The sequence below is a fragment of the Paenibacillus sp. 2TAB19 genome (assembly GCF_052115185.1).
GTDB lineage: Bacteria > Bacillota > Bacilli > Paenibacillales > Paenibacillaceae > Pristimantibacillus.
Genome location: NZ_JBFRGE010000039.1, coordinates 15624 through 32885, shown reverse-complemented (window position 1 = coordinate 32885; position 17262 = coordinate 15624). Strand labels below are relative to the sequence as shown.

The following is a 17262-nucleotide window of genomic DNA, read 5'->3' as shown; positions in this document are numbered from 1 at the left end:
GTACCGTCGGCAGCCCCTTGCGTTTGATTGTGCGGGGCGTTAATTATTTGATTAGCTTGAATGGCAGCGCCGCATTGGTTTTGCTGTTCGGTCCTACGAATGCAATGAATGCGCCTGCATCGCTTTCATGCGCAAGATCGGAATGGTAGTACCGCAACTGCTGCTCCGTGAGTACGAATTCCACTACACTGGACTCCCCTGGCTGAAGCACCACCTTGCGGAAATCCTTCAGTTCCTTCACTGGACGGACAACCTCGCCCGACAGATCACGCACGTAGAGCTGTACCGTTTCCACGCCAGCAACGTTTCCTGCATTCGTTACCTTTACCGTTACTTTAAGTTGATCGGACTCCTTCATCGTCTCCGACGACAAGCTTGCTTCACTATATGCGAATTCACTGTAGCTAAGCCCAAACCCGAACGGCAGCAGAGGCTCATTCGGAATGTCGAGATACTGAGACACGTAGCGAACCTGAGCATCCGGCGCGCCTTGCGGACGGCCCGTATTATACGCGTTGTAGTAAACCGGAACTTGACCGACGCTATACGGGAAGGACATCGTCAACCGTCCGGAAGGATTCGCATCGCCGAACAACAATGGCGCTACCGCGCTGCCCGCTTCGGAGCCTGGATACCACGCTTCTAGAATCGCGTCCGCTTCCTCGTATACGCCATGCAGATCGAGCGGGCGTCCGTTGAACAGGACAGCTACGACTTGCTTGCCTAACGCCTTGATCTTGCGAATCAATTCAAGCTGAATGCCTGGCAAGCGAATGTCCGCTCTGCAGCCGGCTTCGCCGCTCATATCCGAGTGCTCGCCGAGCGCCAATACGACGATATCGGCGGCCGTTGCCGTTGTAAGCGCCTCCTGCCACTGCTCCTCCGTCGCTGTTTCGATGCCGCAACCTTCCGCGACAAGCAGTTCAGCTGCATCACCGAGCCTGTTTCTCATGCCTGCTTCCATCGTTACCGCGGCATCCTTCGAGCCTGTCCACGACCACGGGCCAAGCACGTCGCTGTGTCTGGCAAAAGGGCCGATAAGCGCGATCTTACGATCGGCTGACAGCGGAAGTGCCCCATCGTTTTTCAACAAAACGCATGATTTAACAGCCAGCTCTCTTGCCGTATCGCGATGCTCATCGCAAAACACGACTTCTGTCTCCCGCTTCGGATCTGCTGCACGATACGGATTGTCGAACAAGCCGAGCTTCTGCTTCAGCTTCAATATTCGCAGTACAGCCTCGTCAATAAGCTCTTCATTGACGTCCTTGCTCTCTACTAGTTCGGATAGATGACTCACATAGCAGGAGGTCATCATCTCAATATCTACGCCTGCTTTGATCGCTTTCAGCGCTGCTTCGGATTCGTCTGCGGCAATGCCGTGGGCGATTAGCTCCTTCACCGCTCCCCAGTCGGAAATAAGGATGCCGTCGAAGCCCCATTCCTCGCGAAGCAGCTTCCGCATCAGCTTGGAATTGCCGGTTGCCGGCACGCCGTCCACGGTGTTGAAGGAAGTCATGACCATCTCGCAGCCTTCGTCCAAAGCAGCTTTGTAAGCCGGCAAATAAAACTCGCGCATTTGGCGGTCGGACAGATCGACCGTATTGTAATCACGACCGCCCTCAGCCGCGCCGTATGCAGCGAAATGCTTCACGCATGCTGCGACCTTATCCATGTCTCCAGCCAGATCCGAGCCTTGGAAACCTCGTACGAAAGCGCGGGCATACAGCGAATTCAAGTATGGATCCTCGCCAGTCGATTCCACGACGCGCCCCCATCTCGGATCGCGAACAAGATCGACCATCGGCGCATACGTCACATGAACGCCGGATACGGCAGCCTCCTTCGCAGCAATGGCAGCGCTTTGCTCAGCCAGTTCCATGTCCCATGAGCAGCCGATTGCAAGCGGCACTGGGAAGATCGTTTTAAAACCATGCACGATGTCCGCCATCATAAGCAGAGGAATGCCGTGCCGATTGTTGCTTAAATGCGTGCGCTGCACGTTGATAACGTCCTGGGCGCCTGCCATTCCAAGTACGGAGCCCGAGTTGTGAACAGTCTCTTCCGTAATGCCAAGCGACTCCATCGGTCCCGTAATTTGTCCAGCGCCGACGGCGCCTTCATAGAAAGGTACGGCCAGTTGTATTAACTGGGCGATTTTTTCGTCCAGCGTCATTTGTTTGATGAGTCCGTTCAGATCAATGTCTTTACGGGATTGGGCTTGCTGCGTTTGAACTGAATTGTGATTTGACATGGCAGTCGCAACCTCTCCAAAATAAAATTGAATCGAAACGTTTCGATTGATCCTGTAATCGATTATAATTCCGCATTATTCGGGCTGTCAAACCTTTAATTGCACCTTATATACACATAAATCCTCCTATTGATAAACAATTGTTAATACGATATAGTCAAATATAGAATAAATAAAAACGTTTCACCAACGATATCGGAGGCACGAAACCATTGGCAAGCATCAAAGATATTGCAAAGCAAGCCGGCGTGTCCATCTCCACCGTTTCCTACGCGCTTAACGGAAGCGACAAGGTTACGAAGGAGACCGCTGCACGGATATTGCAGATCGCCGAGGAGCTGAATTACGTTCCTCACGCCGCCGCTCGACTGCTGAAGAAGAAAAAATCGAATCTGATCGGCATCTTCTTAACCGATTTCAGCGGCAGCTTCTATGGCGATTTGCTTCAAGGCGTCAAAGACTATTTGAGCGCCAAGGGTTATGACTTGCTCGTATGCAGCGGATCGCAATCCCGCCGCCTCATTCCGGAAGGAATGATCGATGGCGCTATTATTCTCGATGAAACTTTTTCCAATGAAGAGCTTCTTCAATACGCGGGGCAAGGGCATAGGGCGGTCGTGCTTGACCGCGAATTGCATCATCCTCTTATTAACCAGGTGCTGCTCGACAATAAAGCAGGGGCCACTCTCGCTATGGAGTTTTTGCTTGAACAAGGTCATGACCGAATCTATGCGGTAACGGGGCCGAAAGGCTCTTACGATGCCAACCAGAGGCTGCGCGCCATTCATCAGGTTGCCGAGCGCTCGCCCGGCGCGCAGTTGACCGAGCTTGAGGGGGATTTCAGTAAGGCAAGCGGCGCAGCGGCAGCTCAGCGAATCGTCGAGCAATATAACGGTCCAGCAGCCGTCTTGTGCCTGAACGATGAGATGGCCATCGGCGTGTATGGATACGTTCGCGACCATAGCAAGCTTATCATTGGCGAGCATATTCATCTGATCGGCTTCGACAACATCGAGCTGGCCCAATTCATCCAGCCTAGATTGGCTACCATCGATTATTCCATGCGCAAATGGGGAGCTCTAGCCTCCGAGCAGTTGCTCAAGATGTTAGCCGGCGACTCCGTCGACAACGAACGCATCTATGTCACGCTCATAAAAGGGCGATCCGTCCGGCCCAAATTCAAATAATCGACAAAAACAAAAAAGGGAATCCAATGAGGGCAAGACAGGGGAAAATCTAGGGGAAGTGAATAAGTTGCTTGAAATCCACCATAATAGTCAGGTACACCTACCTACTGATTGGAGGATTAGACATGCTAGGTAACCTCGAGAGCAATTATGATTGCGCCAATGCGGGAGACGATCTGCATCAGCTCAAGCAGGAGCTAGAAGCGCTTCGTGGACAGCAAGCAGAAGATAAGGAATCTCAAGAAACGATCAATCGACTTGAAAATCAAATCTCGTTTATATTGAACAAATGCGATATCAACCATTAGTCTGACGTTGCATACAGAACGAATCCCCTGCCTCTACCCGCGTATGCGGTGAAGCAGGGGATTTGTTTTTTCTAATTTCCATTGGTTCTGCGGTTGACGAAGTAAATGCTTAGAAGAATGAGCACAAGGCCGGCAAGCAAAGACATCGTGAAAGGCTCGTCCAGAAACAGCGTCCCGATTAGGATAGCGATGAGCGGGATTAGAAACGTAAAAGAGGCCACCTTGCTCGCTTCGCCCGAATCCATCAGTTTATAGAAGATGATCCAGCCAATCGCAATGACGAAGATCGATATGAACAATAAAGCGATTATAAAGCCTAAGCTCCATTCGACTTCAGACCAGCTCTCTACCCCCGAACCGACAGCCGTCATGAATAAGCCGCCGATCAGCAGTTGGTTCGTCACGAGCCAGATAGGATCAACGCGAGCGCTCGTCTTCTTCACATATATCGTTCCTAATGCCCAGCTAAACGCGGAACCAAGCGCTAGCAGTATTCCTTCTACGGATATATGGCCTGAAAGTCCGCCCGCTCCGCTGCATATGACGCCTACGCCCGCGAAGCCGAGTAATAGTCCGCCGATCTTCATGACATTCATTGATTCGCCGAGCCACAGCCACGAAAAGATGCCGACGAGCACAGGCTGGAGGAATACGATTGCCGAGAACAACCCCGAAGGCAAGTAATTTAATCCGATTGTCTGCAAGCCATAGTACAAAATAACATTGACGATCGACGATACGACATAGATCACCCATGTTTCCTTGAGCCGAAGCCGACTCCATCTCGGAATGGCGACTGCGAGCAGCAGTAAACCGCCGATCAACGTTCTAATGCCTGAGAACAATACAGGCGGCATGTAATCCAAAGCGTATTTGGACACAGGCCAATTGATCCCCCATACGATAATTAAAAAAGCGAGCAATAAGCTCGTCTGCAGCTTAGATAATGCCGGCATGTGTCATTCTCCCTGATGTCTGACTTTCCTTAGCGTTTAACAAATGACAATACTTATCCAATCGAAAGCCCCGAAAAAAAATTCCATCAGGGCCGTTGCGCAGATTAAATGTTCAAATGTCCTAGGCTTGCTCCCTTGACGAATATCCGCTCGATGCTCTTCTCGACATTCGGATCGGGAATAAGCGGAGGCGCTTGATGCGGCTTTACTCTGGCATCGATAATGACGTTATCGCAGCTCCAATGCTTATGCTCATAGAAGCTGTTCACTCCGTACATGTCGTGCGACGGATTGCTGCGCGTGAACGTAGCCCACAGGAAATTGCCTAAGGTCTCGCTCATGAACGAGCTGTCGTCGGCGACAATAATGATCAGGCATGAATCAAGCGGCCCTCTCTCCGCAATAGCTTCGCTTAGGCTGGCCATCTCCAGCTTAGCGCTGTCATAATCGGTGAACGCCGCGCCTTGCAAGACGGCGATCCCCGGCATAATCATACGCGGATTGTCATAGCCGCTCAGCAGCTTAAGCGTCTCCGGCGTCTCGCTGCAGAGCTCGCGCTTCTTATCTCCATAGGCAGCGAACACGACCTTACTGCCGCTATTTATACCCGTCCCCGAATAGTCGAGCGTATCGATCGTCGTATTCGTGTAGAAATGAATATCGCGTCTCAAGTCAAGACGTTCCAATATATAAGCCAGGAAATCCGCTTCGCGGTGCGTATCAAGCGGCTGCTTCTCTTCCGCCGTAATGAACAAATATTTGGCAAGACTTAGCTGCCCTGTACCAAGAATCCGATTGGCAATCGTGAGCAGCTCGGCAGRCTGCTTCACCTGCTGGTATGGCGTGTAGCGCTCGCTGCCGATAGCGAACAACAAAGGATGAACGCCCGCGGCATCGACCGCGTGAACCTGCTTCACGCCAGGAATCTCCTGCTTAATCGCATCTCCCGTTAGATCATGAATGAGATTGCCGAATGCCGTATCTTCTTGCGGCGGACGACCTACGACCGTGAATGGCCAGATGGCGCCGGGCTTGGCGTATACCTTATGCACCTTCATGAGCGGGAACTCATGGGTCAAGCTGTAATAGCCCAGGTGATCGCCGAACGGGCCTTCCGGCTTCGTCTCGCCGGGATGAATCTCTCCCGTAATGACAAAGTCGGCATCATTGCTAATGCAATATCCGTCGACATAGCTATAATTGAAGCGTCGACCTGCAAGCAGACCTGCGAACGTCATTTCGCTTAAGCCCTCGGGCAGCGGCATAACCGCCGACAGCGTATGCGCGGGAGGGCCGCCGATGAAGATGCTTACCTTGAGCGGCTGCCCCTTCCTCGTGGCCTTCTCCTGATGGATTCCAATGCCCCGATGTATCTGATAATGAAGACCGACTTCCTTGTTCATCTCGTATTCGTTGCCGCTTAGTTGAATGCGGTACATCCCGAGATTGGAATTCATAATGCCCGGCTTATCCGGATCCTCCGAGTACACTTGCGGCAGCGTTACGAAAGCTCCGCCATCCATCGGCCAGCTCTGGATGAGCGGCAAGTCGGAGATGTTCACTTCGTGAAGCGCAAGCGGACTGCGCGTCTTCTTCGCGGGGAGCGCATTCCAAGCCGCTAAGCCTGTTCCGATATTGCTGAAGGGCCGCTTCAGCGCGCTCATCGGATCGCTGCGAACAGCCATTACCTTCTGAACTGCATCCCATGTTTGGCGGAAGATGAACATGCTCCGCTCCGTCGTACCGAACAGATTCGATACGGACCGGAACTTCGTTCCTTTCACATTTTCGAACAATAAGGCAGGTCCTCCCGCCTCAAAAACTTTCATATGAATAGCCGCCATCTCTAAATACGGGTCAACCTCTTCCTTAATTCGAACGAGATGGCCGTTTTTCTCAAGATCAATTAAACATTGCTCCAAACTACTATACATAGGAATAGCTCCATTCATCGCGTCTTGTCCTGCTACTTGTCCCAAGTATACCAACCTATCGGCGCAAAATGAAGGTTTATCCGGACTGGCATACAATGTTCACAATTAAAACGACAGAGAGGCTGAACCTGCCGTTGCTCAGGTTCAGCCTCTCTGCTCTCGTCCGTTATTCTTATATCCACTGCAACTTGCTCAATAAATTATAGATCGCTTGCGCCGTTTCTGCGCGGCTCGCTTGATCCTGAGGAGCGAACAACGCTGCTGATTGGCCCTTCATTAAGCCCAGCTCGATAGCTTTCGCAACACCATCCGCAGCCCAGACGGAAACTTTCTCCCCGTCTTTCAAGCTTGCCAAGCTTGCTTGTTCCGATGCCTTCTTGCCGCTCGCTAGTTCATAAGCCCGCACCATCAATATCGCCATCTGCTCTCTTGTGATTGTCGCATTCGGTGCGAAACTCGTCTCCGATACACCTGTTACTAACCCGGCCTTGTATGCAGCCGCAATACTTCCTGCGTACCAATCCTGAGCATCCACATCCGTGAACGGCGTAACCCCGTTATCGCTTGTCAGCCCGAGCGCATTAGCAAGCATCGTAACGAATTGCGCGCGTGACGTCTGTCCGGCAGGATTAAAAGATACAACTGTCACGCCATTCGCAATATGTTTCGAAGCGAGCACTTTGATCGTCTTATATGCCCAATGGGATATTGGCACATCAATAAATGACTTGTTATAGGCCATAACCGCATATTTGCTAAAGTGCTGCAAGCCGACGACGACTGCTGTCCCTGACGGATCAACCGTCCCGCCTACATATTCCCACGCCTTCGTCGCTTCGTTGTAGTAATAAACGCCGAGCAGCTCTTTATCGACATTATTAGAAGTGATAGGAAGCGTAATGACGACTGGTTCAGGGAAAGACGATAACTTCACTTTCTTAYCTTCCTTATCCGTAAGGAAAAGATCGAGTTCGAACACTTGGCCGCCGAACGTCAGGTTCGGACCGGCAGGTGTATCTGCCTGTGCAGCGCCATGAACGCGAACGGTGACCTTAGCATCTATCGCCCCAGGAAGCAAACCGATCAATTGCGCAAGAACAGCATTCGGAATCGTGATGGACATTTCATCCGATTGAATGACAACGGGATGGTTGCCAGCTGCTTTGATACTGTCTACCGACAGTTGCGCCTCCGTCTCCCCCGGAGACAGCTCCGCTACCGCTTCCTCGCCTTGCAGCACAAGCTTGGTATCCTCTCTCGACTGCTCAGGGAGGGTTGGCTGATCCACTGGAGGATTGCTTGTATTCTGTGACTTCTGACCGCTAATGACAATCATTATAGTGCCTTTGACGCCCGAACCGTCCGATGCTGTCGCCACTGCTTTGATTTCTCCGTTCTTCACGGCCGTTAATAATCCGTCTACACTTATCGTTGCTTTATCTGTCGGGCTGTCGTCAGGCGACGAAACTGACCATACTACCGCATCATTATCCGCATCGGCTGGCAGTACTTCGGCATTCAATTGCAGCGTTCCGCCCTTAGCCGTAATCGTGGTTGCACCGCCTGCTGTTGTGACTGCAATACTTGTTAGGGGATGTTGTCCGCTAATATCGACGGTTAGAAAACCCGTTACGCCAGAGCCGTCTGTTGCAGACGCCACAACGTTCACAGAACCGTTATCGACCGCGGTCAACAGACCCGAACTGCTTATCGTTGCCAGTGCCGTAGGCAAGCTATCCGTTCCGGTTACCAACCAAACGTACTCTTTATTGTCCGCATCTGACGGCCGAACCTCGGCATTCAACTGCAAAGTACCGCCTTTTGTCGTAATCGTTGACGCACCGCCTGCTCCTGTTACCTCAATATCTGTAACCGGATGTTGTCCGCTAATCGCAATCGTAAGACTGCCAGTTATCCCCGATCCGTCGATGGCCGTAGCTACGGCTTTGACTGTACCGTTATCGAGGGCGGTCAATACGCCGTTATCGTTAATTTCCGCTGCTGTCGTCAGTTCTCCGCTCGAATCCGTCACGGACCAGATTACGCCTGGATCGTCAGCATTGTCCGGCGAAACGGCTGCGAACAGCTGCAGCTCTCCGCCTGCGGTTGTAATCGATGTTGCATCGTCTTCAGCCGTTACGATTATTGCAGTGACGGGATGTTGACCGCTAATTTCGATGATCGCACTCCCTGTTACCCCCGAACCGTCAACCGCCGTTGCAACTACCTTTACTGCACCGTTATCGAGTGCGGTTACCAGACCGCTTACGCTAATCGTCGCGAGCTCTGTCTCCTCATCATCTGCTCCCGTGACCGACCAAAAGACGTCCGTATCATCTGCATAGACCGGTAGCGCCTGCGCAGTCATTTGGAGGGTTCCGCCTTTCGCCGTAATCGCTTCCGCTCCGCCAGCGCCCGCTACTTCAATCCCGCTCACCGGCACCGGCACCGTACCGTCACGGTAAACCGTAATCTCATGGACGGACCACCAACTGCTATTCGTTGCCGTCTGAACAAGCTTCAAATAGCGAGCCGTTTGATCGGCAAAATCGGATACAATGAGCGGACCGTTCGCCGTTCCCGCAACGAGCGCCGTTCCCCATTCTGCGCCATCATCAGAAATATAGATTTCATACGAACGCGAATAATCGTTGTTGCTTCCTCTTGAGTCCACTACGATTTTGTTAAACCATTGCTCCGCTTTCATATCGATGACGATCGATTGGCCGGGAACCATCGTCGTGCCTGAGCTCCAGCGGGTTGAAGGCTTATCGTCCAGCARATTGGCGGTCGAATCGCCTGCCGGCGAAGCTGTTGCCGTCCATGACTTCCGATCAAGCGATTTCTCCGTATCCGTGTAAACGCCGAATTCATCGACGGCCCACCAGCTACCGGCTGAGCCCGTCTGCACGACTTTAACGAATTGCGCCGTTAATGCTTCTTCGAAGTCAACGATTATGGATGCGCTGCCCGTTCCGCTGGCGACCGCCGTGCCCCAATCGATGCCGTCTTGCGAGATGTAGATCTCGTAACCGCGCGCATAGTCGTTATTGCCTGCCGGCAACGTAATCGACAAGCGTGAAATTTGCTTGGCCGACTTCATATCGATAGCAAAGTATTGTCCCGGCACCATCGGCGTTCCTGAGCTCCAGCGCGAGCTTGTATTGCCGTCTATTAGATTGCCGACGCTGCCAGTACCGGACGAGGCCGTTGCTGTCCATCCGCTTTGATTGTAAGTCGTTAATTCTCTTTGCGTCACGRCGCTTGCTTCATTGCTGGCCTCCGATTGATTTCCTGCGGAGTCTCGCGCAACGACCGTATAGCTGTACTCCTTCTTCGCTTTAAGTCCGGAATCGCTGTACGACGTGCCGTTCTCAGTGCCCACCTTCACGCCATCGCGATAGATATCATAGCTTTCAACGCCGATATTGTCGGTTGCAGCTGTCCAGGTCAGATCGATCTGCTTGCTGGACACCGCGAGCGCCGTTAAGTCTGTCGGTTCGGTAGGCGCTTCGCTGTCGCCTGTCGTATAATGCGTAACCGTCTGGCGCATCGCGCTTGCCGGCGAGTTGGCATATACTTTGCCGCCTGTGCCGTTAATAATATGCGTAATTTCGCTGCCTGCCACGCCGTTCAGCCATATCGTAGTCACATGATGGATCTTAACCCCCTCTACTTGCGGAACCTCCATCGCATTTTCCAAGTCAACGTCAGCGTCCCTGAAAAAGGAATAGATGCCAAGCCCCCACGCCTCGTGAGTCGTTACGTCGTCGCCAACCTTATAGGAAGCGTAGCCGTTAACGGTTCCGTCATGACTCATCCAAGCTTCCTGGGAAGGCGGGTCATATGGAATCTCGGACTGATAGAAGTACAGCCTGCCGCCATTTCCGTTCCAGATCGTTTGGTATTGCTCATGATGCTCGTTGAACAACCCATAGATCGTCACATCTTCGCCGTTCACGATTATACCGTTATTGCTTATATTCGTATCCCAGCTTGCTCCGGCGCCATGGTCTGCTCGCCAAATCCAGAAGTGATCGCCAATGACGTCGTCGCTGTTCACGATAAGACCGACGTCTGCGCTGCCTGGAAGAAATCCGCCTATACCGAAGAATAGGTCCGCAATAAGGATCGGATTAGCGGAATGGTCGACGTCTGAATTTTCCTCTCCAACGGTTAGAAGCGATGGAGACATTTCCTCCCCGGCAATAAAGAAGAGCGAAGACACGCTTACTCCATCAACGTCGGCAACCGTCATAGCCGGCAATCCTGTTGTCGGCACAAGCGAAGCATATCCAAGACCCATTACGACGGTGTCCGGATTCTCTACTCTTATCGTATCGTCCAAGTAATAGAAGCCTGGCGTAAACAATAGATGAAGTCCATTATCGAGGGCCGCATTAATATCGTCCGCCGTCGAGCTCTCGGGATCAGCAATGTAAAAATCGCTAATCGGCAGCGAGTCGCCGGGAGTCGAGCCGTCCTTCCAGCTAACGCCTACTTTATCGGTTTGCAGTGAAGGTACAAAGACGTTATATTCACCGCTATCGTCGATATAGAGATAAGGCTTTTCCTTAATCGCCGGCGTTTCATCGATGACTGTATAGGGCTGTGCCGGGAATGTTCCTTCAGGCGGATTCGTATCGCCGACGAACATCATATTCCATACGCCGTTCAACCAGCTCGTATACTCATTATTGCGGGAGAAAAATTGTTGCTGCGATGCCGGAAGTATGGTGCCGTCGATAATAGAATCCGCGATATAGCCGCCGCTCGCCCAGCCCGCATCCCAGCTTGATGTAAAGTCGAATAAATTAATCTTCCCGAGCACATGCACGCGCCGCATCGGCGCAGCCTGCGACACCGCCCACTTCGCGTCGGTCAGCGTTGGCGGATTTTTGGTCAGGTCAAGCGGCTTAAACGATAAATTTTCCACCGAACGCCAAAAATTGCGTGTCGCATTGCCGTTATCCCACTTGGCATCGGCCGTGACGCCGCCGTTAATGAGCACATCGTCCGGGTCTTGGCCAAGTCCTGCTACTTGCGTGTAAAAGCCGACTCTCACGTTCAGATTGTTATAGACGCCTGGCTTGAATAGAAGCGAATAACGGCTTTGACCGAACTCCGCCCATTCCTGTTCGGCGAAGATGTCATCAACTTCTGACTGGATCGTCGCTATATCCATCGTCGGATCGTAGACTTTCACATTGGGGCCGAGTGCCACAACCGTCGTACCCGCAAATTCTGCGGATAGACTTGATTCTCCGCCCTCCCTTAACGCAGACACCTTGTAATAATAGGTTGTATCCGTCGCCACCCCTTTGTCCGTATAGCTTGCAGTTGCAATAGAAGCATCATTCACCTTCTCGTATGGCCCTGAACTGCTTTGTGCCCGGTATAAATTGTAAGCCATTGCATTTTCTGCGGCTGACCAGCTCAACTGAACAGAATTGACCGTCATTATGCCATTCAAATCTTCTGGCGCGGATGACGAATCAGCATGAACCATTGTCGCGAACCCGTTCAGTACTAAGACGAGAACAATAAATACGGTTGCCATCTTCCTCACGAATGTTACCTCCCGAATCGTTTTTTTGCTTCGTTACGACGTCTAACTAGCCTTCGATTAAATAGTAGCAATTGGCGCTCGGTCGTTATAGGTAGCATTTTTTAGATAAGAGGCATCATTTTTTGGACTTTTGCACTTGCTTCACGTACAAGCACTACATGCTTGGTCCATTGCCTTTGAACTTGACAACAAACTACAGACAGAGTACTCTAATTAGAGTACATTATATAAAGTATGGATAAAGAGCGGAGAGTGGAGCCATGAAAAGTTTTTTGAAGCACAAAGGGATTGCATCAGGCATATTCATGATGGTTTTTTATCAAGTCGTAATGATCGTTATTTTTATGTCGGGTTACAGCGCCATTCCCAAAAATGTAGACCAGCTTACCGTTTCCATCGTGAATGAGGATGCGCAATACGGTGACGAGTTCGTAAAGCAAATGCAAGAACAGTTGCCGCTTAAAGTCATAATGGATGACTCGTTGGATCATGCTAAGCAACAACTTGATGACCGCAGCTCCCATCTGCTTATTCATATCCCGGCCGATTTCTCGCAGAAGCTGTCAGAGCAGGGCGAGCAAGCAAAGCTTGCGTTTTTCATTAATCAATCCAATCCGGCGTCTGTCGTTAGCACCGTCCAGAGCGTAGCCGATCAAATTTCTAATCAAATGAGCTCGCAACTGCTCGCTCAGTCGACGCAAGGTGCGCTGCAATCGCTGAACGTCCCTGAGGAGCAGTCAAAGCAAATGACAGAAGCGATTCAGAACAAGTTTGCGGCTAGTATCGTTATGACGAACCAACCGCCTGCCGGGATGCACAATCAGATGGCGCCGATGTTTCTAACGATGTCTATCTATGCCGCTGCCATGATCTACTCCATGATGAGCATTGGCGCCTTGAATGAGCTGAAGTCTAAGCTCGGGAAGTGGAAGGCGTTCCTGTCGTTGCAGGGCGTTAACGTATTGCTGTCGCTTATCCTTCCGCTCATTGGAATATCGATTTATTTTGCCGTTCAAGGCTACGGCTTCGAAACGTTTGTTCATATGTGGCTTACTCAGTCGCTGGAAATGTTCGCAGCTATCGAATTCACAAGCATCTTCTGCATCTTGCTCGGCCAGGCCGGTATGCTGGTGAACCTGCCGATCCTGCTTAGCCAAACGGTCAGTAACGGCGCTGTGATGCCGCAAGATATGATGCCAGGTTTCTTCAAAGCCGTTAGCCACATTACGCCAATGTTCTACAACGTTCAATTGATCTACAACAACTTATTCGGCGGAGGCCGAACAGGCTATTATGTGCTCGGACTTGCTCTTGTCGCAGTCGGCGCGCTTGTTATCAACACCGTTATTCATGCTATCAAAGGCGGCAAATCGGAGGCTGTTCAAGAAGCTTCAGAGCTAAGCGGCACCCAGCAACCGCCTGCGACACAGCCAATCATGATGTAAAGTTTGCGTAATTATTACGCTTTCTAATGTGCTATTATAGAATTTAAGGGCCGGCAGACGATTTCATAGTCCTGCCAGCCCTTTTGACTGCCGTTGCTAAGGAGGCCATAATGACACTTCAAATTTTCATATTGGGAACGTTAAGCGAGGGTGAGCGCCATCCCTACGATCTGAAGAAGCAGRTGCTCAAGTCATTGGACAGCGCCATATCCATTAATGATGGAACGCTGTATTATCATTTTGAGGTACTTGCCAAAAAAGGCTTAATCAAAAAAATTAAAGTCGTTCAATCGGATAATCGTCCCGAGAAAACGACTTACGGCATAACGGATAAAGGACGTAAGGCGCTGGAGGATGACATCTATGCCGTCTTCCAGAACGTCACGAACATAACAACGCTTTACTCCTCGCTCCTATTTCTCGATAAAGTCGATAAGCACAAGCTGGCTTATCTCATTGAGGAATCGATCAATCGTATGGCCAAACGAATAGAACTCATCGAAAATAGCGATCCCGAGCTTCTTCACGACATTCCGGAGAATAAGCTTGTGCCGGTCAAGCTTATCTCTGAGCATGCCTATCAAATGCTCCAAAACAACCTAACATGGCTGCAGAAGCTGCTTGCCTATGTTAGGGGCGAATAAAGAACGGAGGCTGCCCGCATGGGCAGCCTCTTCTTTTAATTGGATAATGTATATTGAATTATGGACAAATAACATCTATAATGGATATATAGAGTCTATAATTCAAGATCCGAGAGGGAGATTATAATGGAACAATTGATGGATGTTGGTATTATCGGCGGCGGTCCAGCCGGTTTGAGCGCAGCGCTTGTGCTAGGCAGAGCAAGAAAAACCGTTGTCTTGATCGATGAGGGACGGGCTCGCAATCGGGTTACACATGCAACTCATGGTTACCTCACTCGCGACGGCATTAAGCCCGCCGACTTCAGGAAGGTAGCGCGCGAGGAGATAAGCGCCTATCCTAGCGTTCGTTTCGTCGACGAAGCAGCGACAGCCGTATCCGGTTCGGATGGCAGATTCATGATTACGACGTCTCAAGGGACGGTATACTATGTCAAGAAGCTGCTCTTCGCCGTTGGCAAACGAGATCTGCCGGTAGAGATCAATGGATTGCGAGAAGTATATGGCAAGAGCGCTTTCGTCTGTCCTTATTGCGACGGCTGGGAACTGAGCGATCAGCCGCTCGCCATTATTGCGAAGGGGCAAGGAGCGCATCATCTCGCGAAGATGCTCACCGGTTGGACGAATCAAACGGTTATATGCTCGAATGGGCCCGACGAGCTGTCCGAGGAGCAGCGCGAGGAGCTGAACCGGCATAATGTTGCCGTTTATTCTTCGCCGATTCAGCAAATTGAGTCAAACGACGGCATCGTAAACCAAATACGGCTGGAAGACGGGAGCGTTATTATCTGCACGGGCATTTTCTTCGCTMCAAAGCTCGCTGCCGGCTCCGATCTGCCTGCAAGGCTTGGTTGCAACATGACCGATTCCGGAACCGTCGTCATCGACAACTTCGGCAAGACGAACGTTGCCGGTGTCTACAGCGCCGGAGACGCCGCAACAGAGATGTATCAAGCGATTGCCGCCGCATCTATGGGGTCGCTAGCTGCAGCTGTCCTTAACGGCGAGCTAATCACGGAAGCTTGGGATAAAATCTAAATATTTTGGGCTAAAAACAAAACATTGTTAGGGTTTAATGGGCAGCGTTATTTGATAGAATAAGGAGGAAAACGGTTTCGCGAACATAGGAACTCACTAGGAGGATACGATGACTACACCGAACAAGCCTTTAGTAACCCATATCTATACCGCTGACCCTTCTGCCCATGTATTCGATGGCAAGCTTTATATTTATCCTTCCCACGATCTCGATCACGAGATGACGTCCAACGATAACGGCGACCAATACGATATGGAAGATTACCATGTTCTATCGATGGATGACGTTAATTCCGAGTGTGTTGACCATGGCGAAGCGCTTCACGTTAAGGATGTTCCTTGGGCCAAAAAGCAAATGTGGGCACCTGACGCAGCTTATCGCAACAATACGTACTATTTATTTTTCCCGGCTAGAGATCATGACGATATTTTCCGACTAGGCGTAGCAACAAGCACATCGCCTGCGGGACCTTTCACGGCGCAGCCGGACTACATTCCAGGCAGCTTCAGCATCGACCCAGCCGTCTTCATCGACGAAGACGATAAGGCATATATTTATTTCGGCGGATTATGGGGCGGTCAGCTTGAGAAATGGCAAACTGGTTCTTTTGTAGAAGATGCGGAAGGCCCGGCAGCGTCTGAACCGGCGCTCGGTCCAATCGTAGCTGAGCTTAGCGATGATTTGCTAACGTTCAAGAGCGAGCCGAAGCAAATCTCGATCGTAGACGAGGATGGCAATCCGATACCGGCAGGCGACGAAGACCGCAGATACTTCGAAGGCCCATGGGTACATAAGTATAACGGATACTATTACTTGTCCTACTCCACGGGAACGACGCATAAGATCGTCTACGCGATCAGCAAGGATCCCCAAGGACCTTATGTATACCAAGGTACGATTCTTACACCGGTCTTAGGCTGGACGACGCATCACTCGATCGTGCAGTTCAACGAGAAGTGGTACTTATTCTATCATGACAGCTCGCTGTCGGGCGGTGCAGACAACAAGCGGAGCGTTAAATTTACAGAGCTGCATTACAATGAGGACGGCACTATTCAGACGATTCCTTACGAATCCTAATCCAAAAGAACGCAAGGCAGAGGGCTTTAGAAGCCTCGGCCTTGCGTTCTTCTTAGTTATTGCAGCAAACTTACAACAGCATACCTCCGGATGCTTCGATACGTTGAGCGTTAACCCAAGCGAGCTCCGGCGTGCATAGTGCCGCGACAACGCCGCCAATATCGTCGGCTTCGCCCGCTCGTCCGAGTGCCGTAATCGATCCGATGTGGTCCCTTAGATTTTGGTTCGACTTAATGCGTCCACCGCCAAAATCGGTAGCAATCGCACCTGGCGCAACGACGTTAACGCGGATGCCGCGCTCGCCCAGCTCCTGCGCCATATACTTCGTAAGCACTTCGATTGCGCCTTTCATTGCCGCATAAGCTGCACTGCCCTTCATGGAGAAGCGCGTCAGTCCCGTAGAAATATTAACGATACCGCCATGATCGTTCATAACCGGCAGCAGCGTCTGCGTAAGGAAAAATACCCCTTTAAAGTGAACGTTCATCAGGCTGTCGAACTGCTCGACGGTCGTATCGGCAATCGGAGCATTTATACCGAAACCCGCGTTGTTGACTAGAAAATCGATATGATCCCGATTCCATTGTTCCTTAAGCACAGCTTGCAGCTGCGACCTGAATGCTTCGAAAGATGACACATCTCCTGCATCAAGCTTCATCGCATAACCCTTTGCTCCATTGCTTTCAATTTCTTGAACGGCGGAATCGGCGAGCTCCTGCTCTTTATTGTAAGTCACAATGACATCGATGCCTTTCTTGGACAGCGCAATGGCCGAGTTTCTGCCTAAGCCGCGGCTGCCGCCGGTTACTAGTGCGATTTTGGTCGTATTGCCCATTCTGCATTCTC

General features: G+C 51.1%; 11 protein-coding genes. 6 read left to right on the top strand and 5 right to left on the bottom strand.

Going from position 1 to position 17262, the window contains the following annotated elements; translation table 11 throughout:
- Positions 1 to 43 precede the first annotated feature (43 nt).
- Positions 44 to 2254: a beta-glucosidase BglX gene (bglX, locus tag AB4Z33_RS18060; RefSeq protein ID WP_442051243.1), complete on the bottom strand. Its 2211-nt coding sequence runs from the start codon at positions 2252 to 2254 to the stop codon at positions 44 to 46.
- Between the two features lie 212 nt (positions 2255 to 2466).
- On the opposite strand from bglX, the gene AB4Z33_RS18055 reads away from it, so the two are divergent.
- Both AB4Z33_RS18055 and AB4Z33_RS18050 read left to right on the top strand, forming a co-directional pair.
- A complete protein-coding gene (locus tag AB4Z33_RS18055) occupies positions 2467 to 3441 on the top strand; it encodes a LacI family DNA-binding transcriptional regulator (RefSeq protein WP_442051242.1) in 975 nt (324 codons plus the stop codon).
- A gap of 125 nt (positions 3442 to 3566) precedes the next feature.
- Positions 3567 to 3749: a DUF2524 domain-containing protein gene (locus AB4Z33_RS18050; RefSeq protein WP_442051241.1), complete on the top strand. Its 183-nt coding sequence runs from the start codon at positions 3567 to 3569 to the stop codon at positions 3747 to 3749.
- Positions 3750 to 3820: 71 nt separating this feature from the next.
- Here the strand turns inward: AB4Z33_RS18050 and AB4Z33_RS18045 are convergent, their stop codons facing one another.
- The 3 genes from AB4Z33_RS18045 to AB4Z33_RS18035 form a co-directional block, all read right to left on the bottom strand.
- Complete coding sequence (locus AB4Z33_RS18045) at positions 3821 to 4705, bottom strand: DMT family transporter (RefSeq protein WP_442051240.1); 885 nt, start codon at positions 4703 to 4705, stop codon at positions 3821 to 3823.
- A 104-nt stretch (positions 4706 to 4809) separates the two neighbouring features.
- Complete coding sequence (locus tag AB4Z33_RS18040) at positions 4810 to 6639, bottom strand: UbiD family decarboxylase (RefSeq protein WP_442051239.1); 1830 nt, start codon at positions 6637 to 6639, stop codon at positions 4810 to 4812.
- Positions 6640 to 6811: 172 nt separating this feature from the next.
- Positions 6812 to 12199 (bottom strand): discoidin domain-containing protein, encoded by a 5388-nt coding sequence (locus AB4Z33_RS18035; protein WP_442051259.1) that lies wholly within the window; start codon positions 12197 to 12199, stop codon positions 6812 to 6814.
- Between the two features lie 269 nt (positions 12200 to 12468).
- Here AB4Z33_RS18035 and AB4Z33_RS18030 point away from each other — a divergent pair, with 269 nt between their 5' ends.
- The 4 genes from AB4Z33_RS18030 to AB4Z33_RS18015 all read left to right on the top strand — a co-directional run bounded on the left by AB4Z33_RS18030 (position 12469) and on the right by AB4Z33_RS18015 (position 16416).
- Positions 12469 to 13653, top strand: coding sequence for an ABC transporter permease (locus tag AB4Z33_RS18030; RefSeq protein WP_442051238.1), 1185 nt, complete (start codon positions 12469 to 12471; stop codon positions 13651 to 13653).
- 110 nt (positions 13654 to 13763) lie between these two features.
- A complete protein-coding gene (locus AB4Z33_RS18025) occupies positions 13764 to 14297 on the top strand; it encodes a PadR family transcriptional regulator (protein WP_442051237.1) in 534 nt (177 codons plus the stop codon).
- Positions 14298 to 14423: 126 nt separating this feature from the next.
- Positions 14424 to 15335, top strand: a complete 912-nt coding sequence (locus AB4Z33_RS18020; protein WP_442051236.1) for an NAD(P)/FAD-dependent oxidoreductase — start codon at positions 14424 to 14426, stop codon at positions 15333 to 15335.
- Between the two features lie 109 nt (positions 15336 to 15444).
- On the top strand, positions 15445 to 16416 hold the full coding sequence (locus tag AB4Z33_RS18015) for a glycoside hydrolase family 43 protein (protein ID WP_442051235.1): 972 nt from the start codon (positions 15445 to 15447) through the stop codon (positions 16414 to 16416).
- 70 nt (positions 16417 to 16486) lie between these two features.
- On the opposite strand, the gene AB4Z33_RS18010 is transcribed toward AB4Z33_RS18015, so the two are convergent.
- Positions 16487 to 17251: an SDR family NAD(P)-dependent oxidoreductase gene (locus tag AB4Z33_RS18010; protein WP_442051234.1), complete on the bottom strand. Its 765-nt coding sequence runs from the start codon at positions 17249 to 17251 to the stop codon at positions 16487 to 16489.
- Between the last annotated feature and the right edge of the window lie 11 nt (positions 17252 to 17262).

What these genes read in the sequence shown, in the direction of transcription:
- bglX (WP_442051243.1), bottom strand. Translation starts at nt 2,254, where the DNA reads ATGTCAAATCACAATTCAGTTCAAACGCAGCAAGCCCAATCCCGTAAA.
- AB4Z33_RS18050 (WP_442051241.1), top strand. Translation starts at nt 3,567, where the DNA reads ATGCTAGGTAACCTCGAGAGCAATTATGATTGCGCCAATGCGGGAGAC.
- AB4Z33_RS18045 (WP_442051240.1), bottom strand. Translation starts at nt 4,705, where the DNA reads ATGCCGGCATTATCTAAGCTGCAGACGAGCTTATTGCTCGCTTTTTTA.
- AB4Z33_RS18030 (WP_442051238.1), top strand. Translation starts at nt 12,469, where the DNA reads ATGAAAAGTTTTTTGAAGCACAAAGGGATTGCATCAGGCATATTCATG.
- AB4Z33_RS18015 (WP_442051235.1), top strand. Translation starts at nt 15,445, where the DNA reads ATGACTACACCGAACAAGCCTTTAGTAACCCATATCTATACCGCTGAC.
- AB4Z33_RS18010 (WP_442051234.1), bottom strand. Translation starts at nt 17,251, where the DNA reads ATGGGCAATACGACCAAAATCGCACTAGTAACCGGCGGCAGCCGCGGC.